The organism is uncultured Sphingomonas sp. (assembly GCF_902806265.1).
Lineage (GTDB): Bacteria > Pseudomonadota > Alphaproteobacteria > Sphingomonadales > Sphingomonadaceae > Sphingomicrobium.
Window position 1 is genome coordinate 1 of the sequence record NZ_CADCVZ010000031.1, and the last position, 15580, is coordinate 15580.

Here is a 15580-nt window from a genome sequence, read left to right on the forward strand (position 1 = left end):
CGTTGCCCGGGATATCCATCCGCACCCAGCCCACGGCGCTGCGGCGAGCGCCCACGATGTGGAAGTCCACTTCGGGCAAGCGGCCGGCCGCCTCGACGATCATCTCGATGCCCTTGCCCGGGTAGGGCCGCCCGACGAAGCCGGCTTGCAGCCTGCCTTCCCGCCCCGGCCACGCAGTCGGCGCCGCACACTTGGAGATGTCCGCGGCGGCGTTGGGAGCAACGATCACCGGCTTGCCCGCAAGCTGCGGGTACTGCTTCCGGTACACGTCGGCCAGGGTCGTCGTGACGCAGACAAGATGGGAAAAGTTCGGCCGGGCGAGCAACTGGTCTAGCAGCCGTCCACGCAGAGTCGGGCCGGGCGGGCTCACGTGCGCTTCGTACACCAGCGGCTTTCCGCTCCGCGCCACCAGCCGCAATGACCAGATGTCCCGACCGAAATAAAGGTCCGCGGGTTCCGACCGGATCAGTTGGCGCAATTCCGCCAGGTAGCGCCACTTGGGCAGCGTTCCACCGCCGGAGTCTGGAAGGGTGCGCACGGAAAACGATCGTTGAATGCCGTAGCGCTCGAACAGAGTGTCCGCTGGTGCATCGCCCGGCTGGGCTACTAGCGTGACTTCATGCCCCAGCTTCGCCATTGCCTCGCACATGGTTACGATCTGAACCGAGTTGGCGTTCACGGAAGGTACGGGCCGCCGCGCCAGGTACATAATCTTCATGGATGCACGGGTCTCTGCGGGAGTTCCGGGGAGCGCATCCGACCTCTATAGACCTCCAGCAAGCTGGGCAAGTTGCCGCGGCTCGCCCCCGAAGGCGGGCGTCGTGGACTAGTGTGCCTGGTCCCTCCATACGGGGCGGAATGAATGACCTGCGCGACCGCCAGCGACCGATAAGGGAGGAGGTGAGCAGCCGGGAGGCCGACGCGCCCGCTGCACCGTCTGCCCGCAGGAGGCTGCCGCAGGTCGCCAAGCGGCTGGCGCTTCGCGAGTATCTGCCGTTCGCGGGATCGGCATCGGCGTGGCTGATGATCGGCCTGGCGATCGGCCACGCGGATGCGGTGCGATTGCTGGCGGCCTACACCTTTGTGCAGGCGGCGCGCGCGTTGCTGACCATGGAAGTGGTGCAGTTGCTCGCCCGGCGCGTCCGTGCCGACAAGCAGGTCTACCGCGCCTCGCGCCGCGCCGCACTGCGCATCGATCTTTCGGCGCTCGCCGCTTGCGCGCTCGGCATCGCGGCATTGGCAGCCTTCTTCCACCTGCGGGACATGACGGAGGTGGCCATCATGACGGCCGTCGTCGCGCTGGGCATCCCCGCACGGCACCCGGGCGCCCTCTTCGTCGCCAAGCGCAATCGCGATGTAATGTGGCGGCTTGGGGCAGCGGGCGCCGCAGCGATCGGGGCGGGAACCGTGCTGCTGCTCGGCCTGCCTTGGGTGGCGGCGGCAGGAATGCTGGCGCTGCGGGAATGGGGCGGGCTGCTGGCCACGGTGCTGTTCGCGCCGCGCTCGGCCGGGCCGTCGCGCATTGCAGCGGAAGTGCTGGCTTTCAGGGAAGCGGCCGGCCGCACTGAAGCGAACGCTCGCAAGCGGCTCAGCTACCGCATGATGAAGTCCCTGTTCGCCGTCGTCTTGGGTCCGTTCGGCAACCTCGCCGCGCGCACTGGGCGCAGCGCCGGTGGCTTGGACGCCAAGATCGCGAACCTCATCCCGCGCAGCCGGCCGGGTATGGTGCTGTTCACCGGCGGCACCGCCGCGGCCGCTGCCACGCTGCTCGCAGTCAGCCGGGAGCCCGCGGCGATCATGGGCGCCGCTGCGCTGACCCGGATCGCCGCATCCGGCGGCGCCGCGCTGCTGTGGTGGAACTACGCCGAGGATCGGATCGACGAAGAAGAGGACGAGGATTGAGCGGGCGTGTCATCCAGCCGCGCGAAGAAGTGCCGGCGGCATAGCGCCAGGTAACGGTCGTTGCCGCCGATCTCCGTTTGCTCGCCGCTGGTGATCGCCCGGCCTTGCCCGTCGACCCGCAGGTTCATGGACGCCTTGCGCCCGCACTCGCATACGGCCTTGAGCTCGACCAACGCATCGGCCAGCGCGAGCAGCGCCGCGCTGCCTTCGAACAGCTGGCCGAGGAAGTCGGTCCGCAGCCCGTAGCAGAGCACCGGCAGGTTGCGCTCATCCGCCAGTCGGCAGAGTTGAAGCACCTGCGCGCGCGTCAGGAATTGCGCTTCGTCCACCAGCGCGCAATGGAGCGGGCGGCGGTCCAGCTCGCCGCTGATCTCGCTAAGCAGGTCGGTACCGGCCGAGTAGCTGTGGGCGGGCATCGCGATGCCGAGCCGGGAGCCGATCGATCCAGGACCCGCACGATGGTCGTGCGCGGCGGTCCATAAGGTGGTGCCCATGCCGCGCTCGCGGTAGTTGAAGTCGGCCTGCAGCAGATTGGTGGACTTACCCGCGTTCATCGCCGCGTAGTAGAAGTAGAGCTTGGCCATCGCCGCGCTTGTACCTGCGCGCAAGTCCGCGTCCAGAGCGGGTCAGTTATCCTCGCTGAGGTCCTGCGCCACCTTGGGGCTGCGCAGGATCGCGTCGATGCGGCCGCCCTCGTCGAAGCTCTCGTCCGCCAGGAACTTCAGCTTGGCGGCGTATTTCGTGTTCACCCGCCGCGCGACCTCGCCTTGCAGGAAAGCCGTGTTGGTCCGCAGCGCCTTCAGAACCACCGCTTCGTCCTGCCCGAGCAGGGGCTTCACGAACACAGTGGCGTGGCGCAGGTCGGGCGACATGCGCACCTCCGTGACGCTGACGAGGTGGCTCTGCAGCGTGTCGTCGTGCACGTCGCCGCGCGCCAGCACTTCGCTCAGCACATGCCGCACCTGCTCGCCCACGCGGAGCAGGCGGACGGACTTGCCTTCAGTAGTTTCGGTCTTTCGCATCTGCTCCTCCCGCCGTCATTGCGAGCGAAGCGAAGCAATCCAGTTCACTCGAAGAGCACTGGATTGCCTCGTCGCTGTGCTCGTCGCAATGACGCGGTGCGCTCGGCGGCTCACAAGGTCCGCGCGCGCTCCTCGACCTCGAACACCTCGAGCCGGTCGCCGGCCTTGATGTCGTTGGTGTCGGCCAATAGCACGCCGCATTCCAGGCCGGCGATGACCTGGGCCACGTCGTCCTTGAACCGGCGCAGCGACGCGATGGTCGTCTTGGAGACGATCACGTCGTTGCGGGTGAGGCGGGCGTTGAGGCCCTTGCGGATGACGCCTTCCAGCACCAGCAGGCCGGCGGCCTTGTCCTTCTTGCCCGCCGGGAAGACCTCGCGGACCTCGGCGCGGCCGACCACCGTTTCGATGATCTCCGGTCCGAGCTCTCCGGCCATGGCGCCCTTGGCCCAGTCGGTCAGGTGGTAGATGACGTCGTAGTAACGCAGCTCAACCTTGTTGCGCTCCGCCACCTCGCGCGCCTTGGCGTTCGGGCGGACGTTGAAGCCGATGATCGGCGCACCGGTAGAGGCCGCCAGCGTCACGTCGCTCTCGGTGATCGCGCCCACGCCCGAGTGCAGCACGCGCACCCGGATCTCGTCGGTGGACAACCGATTAAGCGCGTTGACGATCGCCTCCGTCGAGCCCTGCACATCGGCCTTCACGACCAACGGGAACTCGATAATGGTGGAAGCCCGGTTGGCGAACATGTTCTCCAGGCTCATCGGCGCCGCGGTGGTGCGCTTGCGGTCGAGCACGCCCTGGCGATAGTCGGCGACCTCGCGGGCCCGCGCCTCGTTCTCCACCACCGTGAACTGGTCGCCCGCCGACGGCACGGAGCCGAGGCCCAGCACCTCCACCGGGAAGGACGGCCCGGCTTCCTTCACCTGCCGGCCATGGTCGTCGATCATCGCCCGGACCTTGCCCGACGCGGCGCCGACCACGAACACGTCGCCGACGCGCAGGGTACCGCGCTCCACCAGCACGGTGGCGAGCGGACCGCGGCCCTTGTCGAGCTTGGCCTCGATCACCGCGCCCTCGGCGGTGCGAACCGGATTGGCCTTGAGCTCCAGCAGCTCGGCCTGCAGGTTGATTGCCTCAAGCAAGCCGTCGAGGTTGGTCTTCTGGAGCGCGGAGACCTCCACGTCCTGCACGTCGCCGCCCATCGCCTCGACGATAATCTCGTGCTGCAGCAGTTCCTCGCGGACCTTTTGCGGGTTGGCCGCTGGCTTGTCGACCTTGTTGATCGCCACGATCATCGGCACTCCGGCCGCCTTGGTGTGGTTGATCGCCTCGATCGTCTGCGGACGCAGCCCGTCGTCGGCTGCGACCACCAGCACCACGATGTCGGTGACGTTGGCGCCGCGCGCGCGCATCTCGCTGAAGGCTTCGTGCCCGGGCGTATCGAGGAAGGTGACGCGGTCGCCCGACGGCACGTTCACCTGATAGGCGCCGATGTGCTGGGTGATGCCCCCGGCCTCGCCCGCGACCACGTCCGCGCCGCGGATCGCGTCCAGCAGCGAGGTCTTGCCGTGGTCGACATGGCCCATGATGGTGACCACCGGCGGGCGCGGCTGCAGGCTCTCGGTCGCATCCACATCGGTCGACGTGTCGATGTCGACGTCGCTTTCGCTGACGCGCTTGATGTTGTGCCCGAACTCGGTGACCAGCAGCTCGGCGGTGTCCTGGTCGATGGTCTGGGTCAGCGTCACGGCCGAGCCCATCTTGAACAGCGCCTTCACCAGGTCCGCGCCGCGCTCGGCCATGCGGTTGGCGAGCTCGCCGACGGTGATCGCCTCGGGCACCACCACGTCGCGGACCTGCTTGGCGGCAGGACCCGACGACATGTGGGCGCGCTTCTCCTTTTCGCGGGCACGCTTCAACGCGGCGAGCGAGCGGGCGCGATTGTCCTCGTCGCCGGACAGAGCGCGGGTAACGGTGAGCTTGCCGGAATGGCGCCGATCATCGACTCGTCCGCGTGACGGACGGGCCGGCTCGGGCCGACGAGGCGCGGCGGGCGAGGCCGCGGGTGGACGGCGGACCGGCGTAAACTGCTGTCCTACAGCCTGCGGGGCTGCCGCGGGCTGTGGCGCCTCCGCCTTCTCCGCGGCCTCGGCGCCCGCTGCCTCCTCCACAATCCGGCGCTTGGCCTCCTCCTCGGCCCGACGAGCGGCGTCTTCCTCGGCCTTCCGGTTGTCCTCGGCCCGGCGCTTCTCGTCTTCCGTCGCGTTGACCTTGGCCTGCTCCTCCCGCCGGCGCGCGTCCTCCAGGGAGGTCATGCGCGCTTCTTCGGCCTCGCGCAGCAGACGAGCCTGGGTCTCCTTGCGGGCGGTGATGTCGTCGAGCGGCGACCGGCGAACGGGGGCAGCCGGCTGGGGAGCCGGGCGCTGCGGAGCGGGCGCGGGCGCCTCGGCCGCAGGCTGCGGCGCCTCGACGGCCGGAGCCTCACCCGGCTTGCCCAGGATGCGCCGCTTCTTGACCTCGACCACTACCGTGTTCGAGCGCCCATGGCTGAAGCTCTGCTTGACCTTGCCAGTCTCGACCGTGCGCTTGATCCCCAGCGGCGGCCGGGTCCCCAGCTTCGGCTTGTCGGTCTGGTCGCTCATCTGTTTCCTTCGTTCGTGTCGTCAGCCGAGGCGGCAGCCGGGGCAGCGTCGCCGCGCCCTAACCCAGCCTCGGGATCAATGAAAGCGCGCCACCGGGCGAGCGCGTGAAGCACACGCGCCGCGGCGGCAGCGTCGGTCAGGGCAATGTGTACCACATTCTCGCGCCCCAGCGCCATGCTCAAGATGGTGCGGTCCGCCGGAATTGCCAGCCCGCTTGCGTAGCCCACTTCCTCCGCCCCGCCTACCCGCCAGGCCTGGTCGAGCTTGCGGCGGCCATCGGCGCCCGCGTCCGCTGCGTGCAGCAGCAAGTGGACCTTGCCGGAGCGCGCCGCTTGCTCGACCCGGTCGGCGCCATTGATGAGGTTGCCCGAGCGCGCTTCCATGCCGAGCCGGTCGAGCGCCGCCTGGCGCAGGGCGGCCTCCGTGCGCTCGCCAAGGTCGGGCGAGATCAGGAGCTCGCCCGTCTTGAACGCACGGGCAAGCGCGCCCTTGAGCTTGCCCTTCGCGTTGGCAGCGTCGAGCTCGCTACGCGGCACGCCGATCCAGGCACCGCGGCCGGGCGCCTTGGCGCGCACATCCGGCAGCACCTGTCCGTCGGGACCGAGCGCGAGCCGCACCAATTCCTCACGCGCTGCCGTGCGCCGCGAGAGGATGCAGGTGCGTTCGGGAGTGTGCGCTTCTACGCGATCATTGCTCGTTTTCCGCAACCGCGTCCTCCTGCGATTGCGGCTCATCCTCGGGTCCCGATGCGGATGCCTCATCCTCAAACCAATGCGCGCGGGCGGCCATGATGATCTCGTTGCCCTGCTCTTCGCTGAGGCCGTACTCGGCCAGCAGGCCGCCCTTGTCCTCCGTGCGCTGCGGCGCGTTCTCGGCGCGGCGGCGCGGTTCCTGGCGCTTCTTCTGGATGAGCTCGTCGGTGGCGAGGTCCGCAAGGTCGTCGAGCGTCTTGATGCCCGCCTTGCCCAGGGTCACCAGCATCGCCTCGTTGAGATGCGGCAGCTCGGCGAGCGCATCGTCCACGCCCAGCGTCCGGCGCTCCTCGCGTGCAGCGGCCTCGCGGCGCTCCAGCGCTTCGGAAGCGCGGCTCTGCAGCTCGGCGGCGATATCCTCGTCCAAGCCCTCGATCGAGGCGATCTCGTCCGCCTCCACATAGGCGACCTCTTCCAGGCTGGTGAAGCCCTCGGCGACCAGCAGCTGGGCCAGCGTCTCGTCGACGTCCAGCTCTTCCTGGAACATGGTCGAGCGTTCCACGAACTCGCGCTGCCGCTTCTCGCTGGCGTCGGCCTCGGTCAGGATGTCGATTTGCGAGTTGGTGAGCTGGGACGCGAGCCGGACGTTCTGGCCGCGCCGGCCGATCGCCAGGCTGAGCTGGTCGTCGGGCACCACCACCTCGATCCGGGCTTCCTCCTCATCGATCACCACCCGGCTGACCGTCGCAGGCTGGAGCGCGTTGACGACAAAGGTCGCGGTGTCCTCGCTCCACGGGATGATGTCGATCTTCTCGCCCTGCAGCTCCTGCACGACCGCCTGGACGCGGCTGCCCTTCATGCCGACGCAGGCGCCGACCGGGTCGATCGAGCTGTCGCGGCTAATCACGCCGATCTTGGCGCGGCTGCCCGGGTCGCGGGCGGCGGCCTTGATCTCGATAATGCCGTCGTAGATCTCCGGCACTTCCTGCGCGAACAGCTTCTTCATGAAGTCGGGATGCGCACGGGACAGGAAGATCTGCGGGCCGCGGGTCTCGCGGGCGACGCGCAGGATCAGCGAACGGACACGGTCGCCGACCCGCACCATTTCGCGCGGGATCTGGGCGTCGCGGCGGACCACGCCTTCGGCGCGGCCGAGGTCCACCACCACATGGCCGAACTCGACACGCTTGACGACGCCGGTGATGACCTCGCCGACGCGGTCCTTGAACTCTTCATATTGCCGCTCGCGCTCGGCATCGCGTACCTTCTGGAAGATCACCTGCTTGGCCGCCTGCGCGGCGATGCGCCCGAACTCGATCGGGGGCAGGGGATCAACGATGAAATCGCCTAGGTTTGCATCGGCCTGAAGCTTCTGCGCGCCCTTGAGGTCGACCTGCTTGAAGTGGTCCTCCGGTTCCTCGACCACCTCCAGCACTCGCCACAGGCGGAGGTCGCCGGTCTCGCCGTCGAGCTTGGCGCGGATGTCGTTCTCAGCGCCGTAGCGGGCGCGGGCAGCCCGCTGGATGGCGTCCTCCATCGCCTCGATCACGATCCCGCGGTCGATCAGCTTCTCGCGGGCGACGCTGTCGGCGATGGCGAGCAGCTCGGCCCGGTTGGCGGTCGGTGCTGCGGTCGCGGCGGTGGCCATTTCGCTTAGTCCTCTACAGTCTGAAGTTCGTCGGCGCCCTCGGTCGGCGCCTCTATGATCTCGTCCGCGCCTTGCGCGGACAGGGGCGCGGTGGCGTTGATGAGCTTGTCCGTCAGCAGCAGCTTGGCGGAATGGATGGCGGTAAAGGGCAGGGAGTAGTCGCGGCCATCCTTGCCGGTCAGCTTGACGGTCTCGCCCTCGGTTCCGGCGAGCTCGCCCGAGAACTGCTTCCGCCCATCGATCGGCTCGGCCAGCGCGATGCGGGCCTCGTGCCCCGCCCAATCGTCATAGTCCTTGAGCCGGGTCAGCGGCCGGTCGATGCCGGGCGAGCTGACCTCCAGGCGATAGGAGCCGGCGATCGGATCGCGCCCTTCCGCTTCGAGCGCGTCCAACCGGTCGGACACCCGCCGAGAAACGGCCTGGCAGTCGGCAAGGTCGAGCTGGCGGGTGTCGGGCCGCTCGGCCATGATCTGCAAGGTCGGGTCCGACTTGCCCCCGATCATCGCCACCCGCACGAGCTCAAAGCCTAGGCTCTTCACCTCGGGCTCGATCAGTGCGTTCAGAGCGGTCAGGTCCATGCGACTCCAATAGCTTAAGCGGCTTCGGCGCCGGCCCGGGCTCCCGGACCAGCCTCAGCATCTGACGATGTCGAGGAAGTCACTCGCATATAGGCCAGCGGCAAACCTTAGGCAACTGCGGAGAGCGCCCTACTTTCGGCTCTAATTCGGATGGTGAGAACGATAGCGTTGAGCACGCTGAACAACAGAGCCACCTGCCACAGGCCGAACACCAGCGGCAGCACCGCGATCTCGCCTATCACCACCAGATAGTTCGGGTGGGGCACGAAGCGGAACGGCCCGCCGGTCACCAGCGGCGCGCCGGGCAGCACGATGATCCGCGTGGTCCAACGCGGCCCCAGGGTCCGCAGCACCCAGATGCGGCCAAGCTGCAGAGCCACAAACAGGACCAGCAACGCCATATGGATCGGCCGGCCCGGCGCCAGCCACCACAGGGTCGCCAGCCACGCCGTGTGTACCGCGACGATCAGCGGATAGTGCCCGGGGGCATGCTCCTGCGCGCCCATGGCCAGCAGCTGCGCCGTATTCCTGCGCGCGAGCACCAGCTCGGACAGGCGCTGAAAGGTGACAAAGGCGAGCAGGGCGATCGCCGGCCACATCAGGCGGCCCGCTCCAGCATCAGCCCGGCGCAGGTGAAGCCCGGCCCGAAGGCGGTCATCAGCGTTCGCTCGGGCAGGCCGCGGGCGAGCAGCTGCTCCAGCACGAACAGCACGGTGGGCGCGCTCATGTTGCCATGTTCCCGTAGAACCTGCCGCTCCAGGTCGAGCGTGCCGGACTCCAGTTCCATGGCGTTCTCGATCGCCTCCACGACCTTGGCGCCGCCGGGGTGGCAGCACAGCCGCCCGATCTCATCGCTCGAGGTGCCGAACTCCTCCAGCAGGCCGGCGATCGCCGCGGCCAGTTCGGCAGTGACGAACGGCGGGATGGCGCGGTCGAACACCACCGCGAAGCCGGGGTCCTCGACCCGCCAGCCCATGATCCCGAGCGTGTCGGGCCACAGTTTCTCGCCCGCGGCGGTAACCGCGGCGATACCATCCTGGTCGCCCCCGACCACCGCCGCCGCCGCACCGTCCCCAAACAGGGCGGTTGCGACCAGCGCGGCGGGATCGTCGCTGTCGAGACGGATGGAAATGGAGCAGGTCTCTATGCACACGAACAGCCAGCGGCTGCCCGGTTCGGCGGCGGCCAGGCGAGCCGCGGTGGCAAGGCCGCTGATCCCGCCCGCGCAGCCGAGCCCGAACATGGGCACCCGCCGGACGTTCGGGCGCAACCCCAGTGCAGGGCCGGCCCGCGCTTCCAGGCTGGGGGTGGCGATGCCGGTGGTGGACACGCAGACCACCCCGTCGATGTCCTCGGGCCGGAGACCCGCCGCAGCAATGGCCTTGCCCGCGGCTTCGGTGAACAGGGCCTCGGCGGCTTCGAGGTACAGCCGGTTGCGCGACTCCCACCGATGGTCGCCGGCGTACCAGTCGAGCGGCGCCACCGTGTTGCGCTGCTCGATGCCCGCATTGTCGAACACACCCTGGAGCCGGTCGAACAGCGCCTTGCGCCCCGCGAACAGCTCGCGCGCAATCGCTTTGGCATCGGTCTGGCTCAGCGTATGGGGCGGAACGGCGGTGGCGAGGCTGAGCAGTGGAACAGGGCGCAAGCTGGCTGCTTTCTACGTAGGAGCGCCGGAAACGCGCCGTAAAGGAGAAGGTTGGATGCGGATGGTTCGATTGCAAGCTGCAACTCTTGCGATGCTGATTGGTGCCTGTTCCGCCTCCTCGTCCGCGGCCGACGAGCAGGCTGCCCCGGCCCCGCAGAGCGACAACGCCGCCGCGCAGGCCGCAGGCGGGAGCGCTCCACGGACCAGCGGACGCCCGTTCAGCAGCGAGCCGGTGGCGAGCTTCTCCACCCCCTGGGCGATGGCCTTTCTCCCCGGCAGCGGCGTGGCCATGACCAACCGGGCGTTGGTTTCCGAGAAGGAAGGCCTGCTCTGGCTGGTGGACGTCGCCAGCGGGCAGAAGCAGCAGGTGTCCAGGCTGCCGGAGAACATCAAGGTGGCGGGGCAGGGCGGCCTCGGCGATGTCGTCGTGCATCCCGACTTCGCGGGCAACCAGCGCGTCTACCTGAGCTTCGTCGAGCCGGGTCCGAACGGCACCAGTGGGGCCGCGGTCGGCTACGGCACGCTGGAGATGGCGCAGAACGGATCCCGGCTGAACGGCTTCAAGGTCGTCTGGCGGCAGCAGCCCAAGGTCAGCGGCGACGGCCATTTTTCCCACCGCATCGCCTTTGCGCCCGACGGGAGCATGTTCGTCTCGTCGGGCGATCGGCAGAAGATGGAGCCGGCGCAGGACCGCGGCGGCGACCTCGGCAAGGTCTTCCACCTCACCGCTGAAGGCCAGCCGGTCGGCGGACGGTTCCACACGCTGGGCCATCGCAACGTGCTCGGCCTAGCCTTCGCGCCGGACGGCCGGCTGTGGGCGCACGAGATGGGCCCGAAGGGTGGCGACGAGGTCAACCTCATCGAGGCCGGCAAGAACTACGGCTGGCCGCAGGCATCCTACGGCAGTCACTATGAAGGCCGCACGATTCCTGACGATCATCGCGGCCGCGGGTTCGAGGAGCCAAAGGTCTGGTGGACCCCGTCGATCTCGCCGGCAGGCATGATCGTCTACTCGGGCGACCTCTTTCCGCAATGGAAAGGCGACATCCTTATGGGCGCGCTGTCGGGCGAGTCGCTGATCCGGGTCGACGTGAACGGCGCGGGCGCGCGCAAGGGCAATCAATGGACGATGGACGCCCGCATCCGCGAGGTCGAGCAGGGCCCGCGCGGCGAGCTGTACCTGCTGGAGGACGCTGGCCGGCTGCTGCGGCTGGAGCCGGCGCGCGGGTAGCCGTCATCGCGAGGAGCGTGGCTTCGCTGCGCTGACAATGATGACTAGAGCTTGCGGTACCGCAGATAGTAGGGCCGGCGCCCCTCACGCCGGGACTTTGCGCCGTAACGGGTCTCGATCCAGCCGCCGACCGGCTCGAGGAAGTCCCTAGGTCGCTCGGCCAGCCACTCGAACCGGTCGGTGTGGCGCTGCATCGTCATCAGCGTCCACTCGAGATAAACCGGATGGTCGGTGGCGATCCTGAGCTCGCCGCCAGGCTTCAGCTTGTCGGCGAACAGCCGCACCGGCCCGTCGTTCACCATCCGCCGCTTGGCATGCCGCGCCTTGGGCCATGGGTCCGGGTGGAGCAGGTAGAGCATGGTCAGCGCGCCATCCGGCACCCGCCGAAGCACCTCCAGCGCGTCGCCCATGTGCAGCCGCACGTTCCGCAGCGCCCCATCACGGATGTGCCCGAGCGCGGTCGCGACGCCGTTGAGGAACGGCTCGGCGCCGATGAAGCCGTGGTCGGGCAGCAGGTCCGCGCGATAGGCCAGATGCTCGCCCGAGCCGAAGCCGATCTCGAAGTGGAGCGGGCGCTCGTCCCCGAACAACGCCCGTGCGCTGATCTCGCCCTGGGCCGGCACCGCAAGTTGTGGCAGCAGCCCCTCCACCAGCTCCTGCTGTCCCTGCCGCAGCTTGTGCCCGCTGGAGCGCCCGTAAAGCCGGTTGATGGTCAGCGGGTCGCCAGGCTTGAACGCGGTCATGGCAACGCCCTTTGCCGAACTGCGTTGGGCCTGCAACCGACAGGAGAAACGAATGTACGGCAACAACCCGCGCAGCACCGCCCAGATCGCCGGCCACCCGCTCCACCCGATGTTGATCCCCATCCCGATCACCAGTTTCCTGTTCGCGTTGGGGACGGACGTGGCGCATGCGGTCACCGGCGATCGGCGCTGGGGTGATGCGACCAAGTGGCTGCTGGGCGCCGGGCTGATCGGCGCGCTGGGCGCCGCGGCGACGGGGATGACCGACTATCTTGGCGACGAGCGGGTCAAGCAGCTGCCATCCGCCAACCAGCACATGATCGCCAACTTGACGCTGGTCGGCGTGCAGACCGCCAACCTTGGCCTGCGACTGACCGACCGGGATGAAGCGGTGCCGGCCGGCGGGCCGTGGCTCTCCGCGCTGGCGGCGGCGCTGGTCGGCTACTCGGGCTGGCTCGGCGGCGAGCTGACCTACCGCCATCGGGTCGCCGTGCAGGAAACCCGAGACGAATATTCAGGCTATGACGACGGCCATGCCGAGGGCGGCCTCGGCGTTCCCCGCGGCGAGGTGCTCAAGGAGAAGATGGGTCAGGCCTGAGCGGCCGCCTTCAATTCGTCCGTCAAGTCGGTCCGCTCCCACGGGAACAGGTCGCCGTCCGCCTTGCGGCCGAAGTGGCCGTAGGCGGCGGTGCGCGAGTAGATCGGCCTGTTGAGGCCAAGGTGGGTGCGGATGCCGCGCGGGGTGAGTCCGCCGAGCTTGTCGATCCGCTTGATCGCGGCCTCCAGCCGGTCGTCGCCCACCGTCCCGGTGCCGTGCGTGTCGACGTACAGTGACAGCGGCTCCGACACGCCGATCGCGTAAGCCAATTGAATGGTGCAGCGCCGGGCCAAGCCCGCCGCCACGATGTTCTTGGCGAGGTAGCGCGCGGCATAGGCCGCCGAGCGGTCGACCTTGGTCGGGTCCTTGCCGCTGAACGCGCCGCCGCCGTGGGGCGCCGCGCCGCCGTAGGTGTCGACGATGATCTTGCGCCCGGTCAGCCCCGCGTCCCCGTCCGGTCCGCCGATCACGAATGAGCCGGTCGGATTGATATGGTAGACCGTTTCTCCGTTCAGCAGCCCGTCCGGAAGCACCTCCGCCACCACCCGCTTCACATAGTCGTGGAGCTCGGTCTCGCGCTCGCCTTCGTCATAGCCCTCGGCATGCTGGGTCGACACCACCACCGCAGTCGCGCGCACCGGGCGGCCATCCTCGAAGCGCAGGGTCACCTGGCTCTTGGCATCGGGCTGCAGAAAGGCCGCCGCGCCGGAATGGCGGTCGGCGGCCATGCGCTCCAGGATCTTGTGGCTATAATCGAGCGTCGCCGGCATCAGGTCGGGCGTCTCGTCGCAGGCGAAGCCGAACATGATGCCCTGGTCGCCCGCGCCCTCGTCCTTGTTGCCGGTGGCGTCCACGCCCTGGGCGATATGCGCCGACTGCGGGTGGAGGTTGTTCGTGAAGGTGAGCTGCTGCCAGTGAAAGCCGTCCTGTTCGTAGCCGATGCGGCGCACGGTCTTGCGGACGGCCTGCTCGATCTCCTCCGGCACGCCCGGCGCCCAATTGCCTTGCGTGTCCATGATTCCCCGGCCGCGGATCTCGCCGGCGAGCACCACCAGGTTGGTGGTGACCAGCGTCTCGCACGCGACCCGCGCTTCCGGATCCTTGGCGAGGAACAGATCGACCACTGCGTCGCTGATCTGGTCGGCAACCTTGTCGGGATGGCCTTCGGACACGGACTCGGAAGTGAACAAATAGGACTGGCGCATGAACCCTCTGGCGCCGCCGCAGCGGCATATAAGGATATAAGGAAAGCTTTATATGGCGCGCCTGTAGCGGCGGCGGGCGTCGAGAACAACCGCCGTCAGCAGCATGGCGAACGCCAGCAGCATGGGCAGCAGATTGCCCAACCGCGCAAAGGGCGTCGGCTCGGCGGGCGGAGGCAGGACCGTGTCGATCACGCCCGCCTGCCGCCACGGCAGCGACGAGAGCACCTGCCCACGCGCGTCGATGACGCCGCTGATCCCGGTCGGCGTGGAGCGGATCACCGGCAGCCCTTCCTCCGCCGCCCGCAACCGCGCCTGGGCGAAGTGCTGCGGCGGACCCCAAGCGCCGAACCACGCATCGTTCGATGGGTTGAAGATGAACTTAGGGCGATCCTGCCGATCGACGACCTGCCCGGAAAAGATGATCTCGTAGCAGACCTGCACGCCCATCTTCCCGAACGGGCCAAGGTCGATGCTGCGCGGACCCGGACCCGGAATGGTGTCGCCGATGCCCGGCGCCAGCTGAGACAGGCCAATCGCTGACAGCAGCGGCCGCATGGGGAGATACTCGCCGTAGGGCACGAGATGGGCCTTGTCGTACCGGCCCAGGACACGCGCTCCCGGATCGACCGCGAAGACGCTGTTGGTATTGCCGGTGATCGTGCCCGAATAATCGGCGACGAGGGCGAAGGCGCCCGTGAGCAGCAGGTCGCCGGGGCGGATCGACTGGACTGCGCGGGGCAGCGCCGGCAGGAGCAGGGGCAGAGGCCGGTTCTGGCGATCGAGGATCTGGAACGCTTCGGGCACGGCCACTTCCGGCCAGAACAGCAGGCGCGGCGGCGGCGCCCCGCCGACCGACAGCCCGCCCAGGCGAAGGTAGGTCTCGTCGACCAGGCCCTCGCGCCATTTGTCCTGCTGGCCGATATTGGGCTGAACGATCCGGATTGCCGGGCTGTCGGTGGGCGCGACGGCCGGCGCCGGTCCTGACACCGGCAGCAGGGCGCGGTCGGGAGCCGGTGGAAGGACGAGCAACAATGCCAGCGCGGCGGCAAGGGCACCGCCGACCTTCCACTGCTTGCGCGCGAGCAGCCAGACCGCTCCGCCGAGCAGCACGGCGAGCGCCGACAAGCCGTAGGTCCCCAAGAAGCGGACCGAGTTAAGCCAGGGCGTGCCGGCCAGCGCGACGCCGACCGGGTTCCAGGCGAAGCCGGTGAACACCAGCGCGCGGAGATACTCGGTGACTGCCCAGCCGCCCGCCAGGGCGAGCACCAGCGCAAGCTTGCTGGCTTTCCCGAACCGCCACGCCAGCCCGGCCGCCAGTGCCGGGTACACGGCCAGGTAAAGGGACAGCAGCACCACCGCGACCCAGCCGAGCCAGGCCGGCATCGCGGCCTGGTAGGTGAAGGCCGTCGCGATCCAGTTGAGGCCGAGCACGAACTGCCCGAGACCGAACGCCCAGCCGGTGAGCAACGCCCGCCACAAGCTTCGTTGGCCCCTCAGGATCTCGCACAGTGCAGCGAGGGCGAGCGGCATCAATGGCCACCAGCCGACCGGTTCGAAGGCAAAGGCGGAAAGGAGGCCGATAACGAGTGCGATGACGGGCGAATAGCGCCACACCCCCTCTCGTTCCCCCCGCGCCAGGGGCATCGAGGGATCGGACTGAACAGGCGT

15 protein-coding genes are annotated in these 15580 nt (G+C 68.7%); 3 read left to right on the plus strand and 12 right to left on the minus strand.

The window, feature by feature from the left end:
- Positions 1–718 (minus strand): glycosyltransferase family 4 protein (locus QZX62_RS07345; protein ID WP_294173308.1); only part of this gene is annotated, 718 nt, incomplete at its 3' end.
- A gap of 182 nt (positions 719–900) precedes the next feature.
- Here QZX62_RS07345 and QZX62_RS07350 point away from each other — a divergent pair.
- On the plus strand, positions 901–1902 hold the full coding sequence (locus QZX62_RS07350; protein WP_294173311.1) for a hypothetical protein: 1002 nt from the start codon (positions 901–903) through the stop codon (positions 1900–1902).
- Here the strand turns inward: QZX62_RS07350 and QZX62_RS07355 are convergent.
- The 8 genes from QZX62_RS07355 to QZX62_RS07390 form a co-directional block, all read right to left on the minus strand.
- The gene (locus QZX62_RS07355; protein ID WP_294173357.1) at positions 1860–2486 is read right to left on the minus strand and encodes a thymidine kinase; all 627 of its coding nucleotides are present in this window, start codon (positions 2484–2486) and stop codon (positions 1860–1862) included. The two genes, QZX62_RS07350 and QZX62_RS07355, sit on opposite strands and share 43 nt — an antisense overlap.
- 42 nt (positions 2487–2528) lie before the next feature.
- Positions 2529–2924 (minus strand): 30S ribosome-binding factor RbfA, encoded by a 396-nt coding sequence (gene rbfA / locus QZX62_RS07360; RefSeq protein WP_294173313.1) that lies wholly within the window; start codon positions 2922–2924, stop codon positions 2529–2531.
- Between the two features lie 110 nt (positions 2925–3034).
- A complete protein-coding gene (gene infB / locus QZX62_RS07365; protein WP_294173314.1) occupies positions 3035–5569 on the minus strand; it encodes a translation initiation factor IF-2 in 2535 nt (844 codons plus the stop codon).
- Complete coding sequence (locus QZX62_RS07370; RefSeq protein WP_294173317.1) at positions 5566–6303, minus strand: DUF448 domain-containing protein; 738 nt, start codon at positions 6301–6303, stop codon at positions 5566–5568. Before QZX62_RS07370 ends, infB begins: the two co-directional genes overlap by 4 nt.
- The gene (gene nusA, locus QZX62_RS07375; protein ID WP_294173318.1) at positions 6257–7909 is read right to left on the minus strand and encodes a transcription termination factor NusA; all 1653 of its coding nucleotides are present in this window, start codon (positions 7907–7909) and stop codon (positions 6257–6259) included. The genes QZX62_RS07370 and nusA overlap by 47 nt, the downstream gene beginning before the upstream one ends.
- 5 nt (positions 7910–7914) lie before the next feature.
- A complete protein-coding gene (gene rimP / locus QZX62_RS07380; protein WP_294173321.1) occupies positions 7915–8487 on the minus strand; it encodes a ribosome maturation protein RimP in 573 nt (190 codons plus the stop codon).
- Positions 8488–8594: 107 nt separating this feature from the next.
- The gene (locus QZX62_RS07385) at positions 8595–9086 is read right to left on the minus strand and encodes an isoprenylcysteine carboxylmethyltransferase family protein (RefSeq protein ID WP_294173322.1); all 492 of its coding nucleotides are present in this window, start codon (positions 9084–9086) and stop codon (positions 8595–8597) included.
- On the minus strand, positions 9086–10135 hold the full coding sequence (locus tag QZX62_RS07390; RefSeq protein ID WP_294173324.1) for a type III polyketide synthase: 1050 nt from the start codon (positions 10133–10135) through the stop codon (positions 9086–9088). The genes QZX62_RS07385 and QZX62_RS07390 overlap by 1 nt, the downstream gene beginning before the upstream one ends.
- A gap of 91 nt (positions 10136–10226) precedes the next feature.
- Between QZX62_RS07390 and QZX62_RS07395 the strand changes: the two genes are divergently transcribed.
- Positions 10227–11366 carry a PQQ-dependent sugar dehydrogenase gene (locus QZX62_RS07395; protein ID WP_294173325.1) on the plus strand — a complete coding sequence of 380 codons (1140 nt, stop codon included), beginning with the start codon at positions 10227–10229 and terminating at the stop codon, positions 11364–11366.
- Between the two features lie 44 nt (positions 11367–11410).
- Here QZX62_RS07395 and QZX62_RS07400 read toward each other — a convergent pair whose 3' ends face one another.
- Entirely contained in the window at positions 11411–12109 is a 699-nt protein-coding gene (locus tag QZX62_RS07400; RefSeq protein WP_294173326.1) for a tRNA (guanosine(46)-N(7))-methyltransferase TrmB, read from the minus strand.
- Here QZX62_RS07400 and QZX62_RS07405 point away from each other — a divergent pair.
- On the plus strand, positions 12108–12707 hold the full coding sequence (locus QZX62_RS07405; RefSeq protein ID WP_294173327.1) for a DUF2231 domain-containing protein: 600 nt from the start codon (positions 12108–12110) through the stop codon (positions 12705–12707). The genes QZX62_RS07400 and QZX62_RS07405 overlap by 2 nt on opposite strands.
- On the opposite strand, the gene metK is transcribed toward QZX62_RS07405, so the two are convergent.
- Both metK and lnt read right to left on the minus strand, forming a co-directional pair.
- Entirely contained in the window at positions 12698–13912 is a 1215-nt protein-coding gene (metK, locus tag QZX62_RS07410) for a methionine adenosyltransferase (RefSeq protein WP_294173328.1), read from the minus strand. The genes QZX62_RS07405 and metK overlap by 10 nt on opposite strands.
- 48 nt (positions 13913–13960) lie before the next feature.
- Positions 13961–15526 carry an apolipoprotein N-acyltransferase gene (gene lnt, locus QZX62_RS07415; protein ID WP_294173329.1) on the minus strand — a complete coding sequence of 522 codons (1566 nt, stop codon included), beginning with the start codon at positions 15524–15526 and terminating at the stop codon, positions 13961–13963.
- Positions 15527–15580: the final 54 nt, after the last annotated feature.

Bases quoted from the DNA above. Each gene is read 5' to 3' on its own strand.
- QZX62_RS07355 (WP_294173357.1), bottom strand. From the start codon at position 2,486: ATGGCCAAGCTCTACTTCTACTACGCGGCGATGAACGCGGGTAAGTCC.
- rbfA (WP_294173313.1), bottom strand. From the start codon at position 2,924: ATGCGAAAGACCGAAACTACTGAAGGCAAGTCCGTCCGCCTGCTCCGC.
- infB (WP_294173314.1), bottom strand. From the start codon at position 5,569: ATGAGCGACCAGACCGACAAGCCGAAGCTGGGGACCCGGCCGCCGCTG.
- QZX62_RS07370 (WP_294173317.1), bottom strand. From the start codon at position 6,303: ATGAGCCGCAATCGCAGGAGGACGCGGTTGCGGAAAACGAGCAATGAT.
- nusA (WP_294173318.1), bottom strand. From the start codon at position 7,909: ATGGCCACCGCCGCGACCGCAGCACCGACCGCCAACCGGGCCGAGCTG.
- rimP (WP_294173321.1), bottom strand. From the start codon at position 8,487: ATGGACCTGACCGCTCTGAACGCACTGATCGAGCCCGAGGTGAAGAGC.
- QZX62_RS07385 (WP_294173322.1), bottom strand. From the start codon at position 9,086: ATGTGGCCGGCGATCGCCCTGCTCGCCTTTGTCACCTTTCAGCGCCTG.
- QZX62_RS07395 (WP_294173325.1), top strand. From the start codon at position 10,227: ATGCTGATTGGTGCCTGTTCCGCCTCCTCGTCCGCGGCCGACGAGCAG.
- QZX62_RS07405 (WP_294173327.1), top strand. From the start codon at position 12,108: ATGGCAACGCCCTTTGCCGAACTGCGTTGGGCCTGCAACCGACAGGAG.
- QZX62_RS07400 (WP_294173326.1), bottom strand. From the start codon at position 12,109: ATGACCGCGTTCAAGCCTGGCGACCCGCTGACCATCAACCGGCTTTAC.
- metK (WP_294173328.1), bottom strand. From the start codon at position 13,912: ATGCGCCAGTCCTATTTGTTCACTTCCGAGTCCGTGTCCGAAGGCCAT.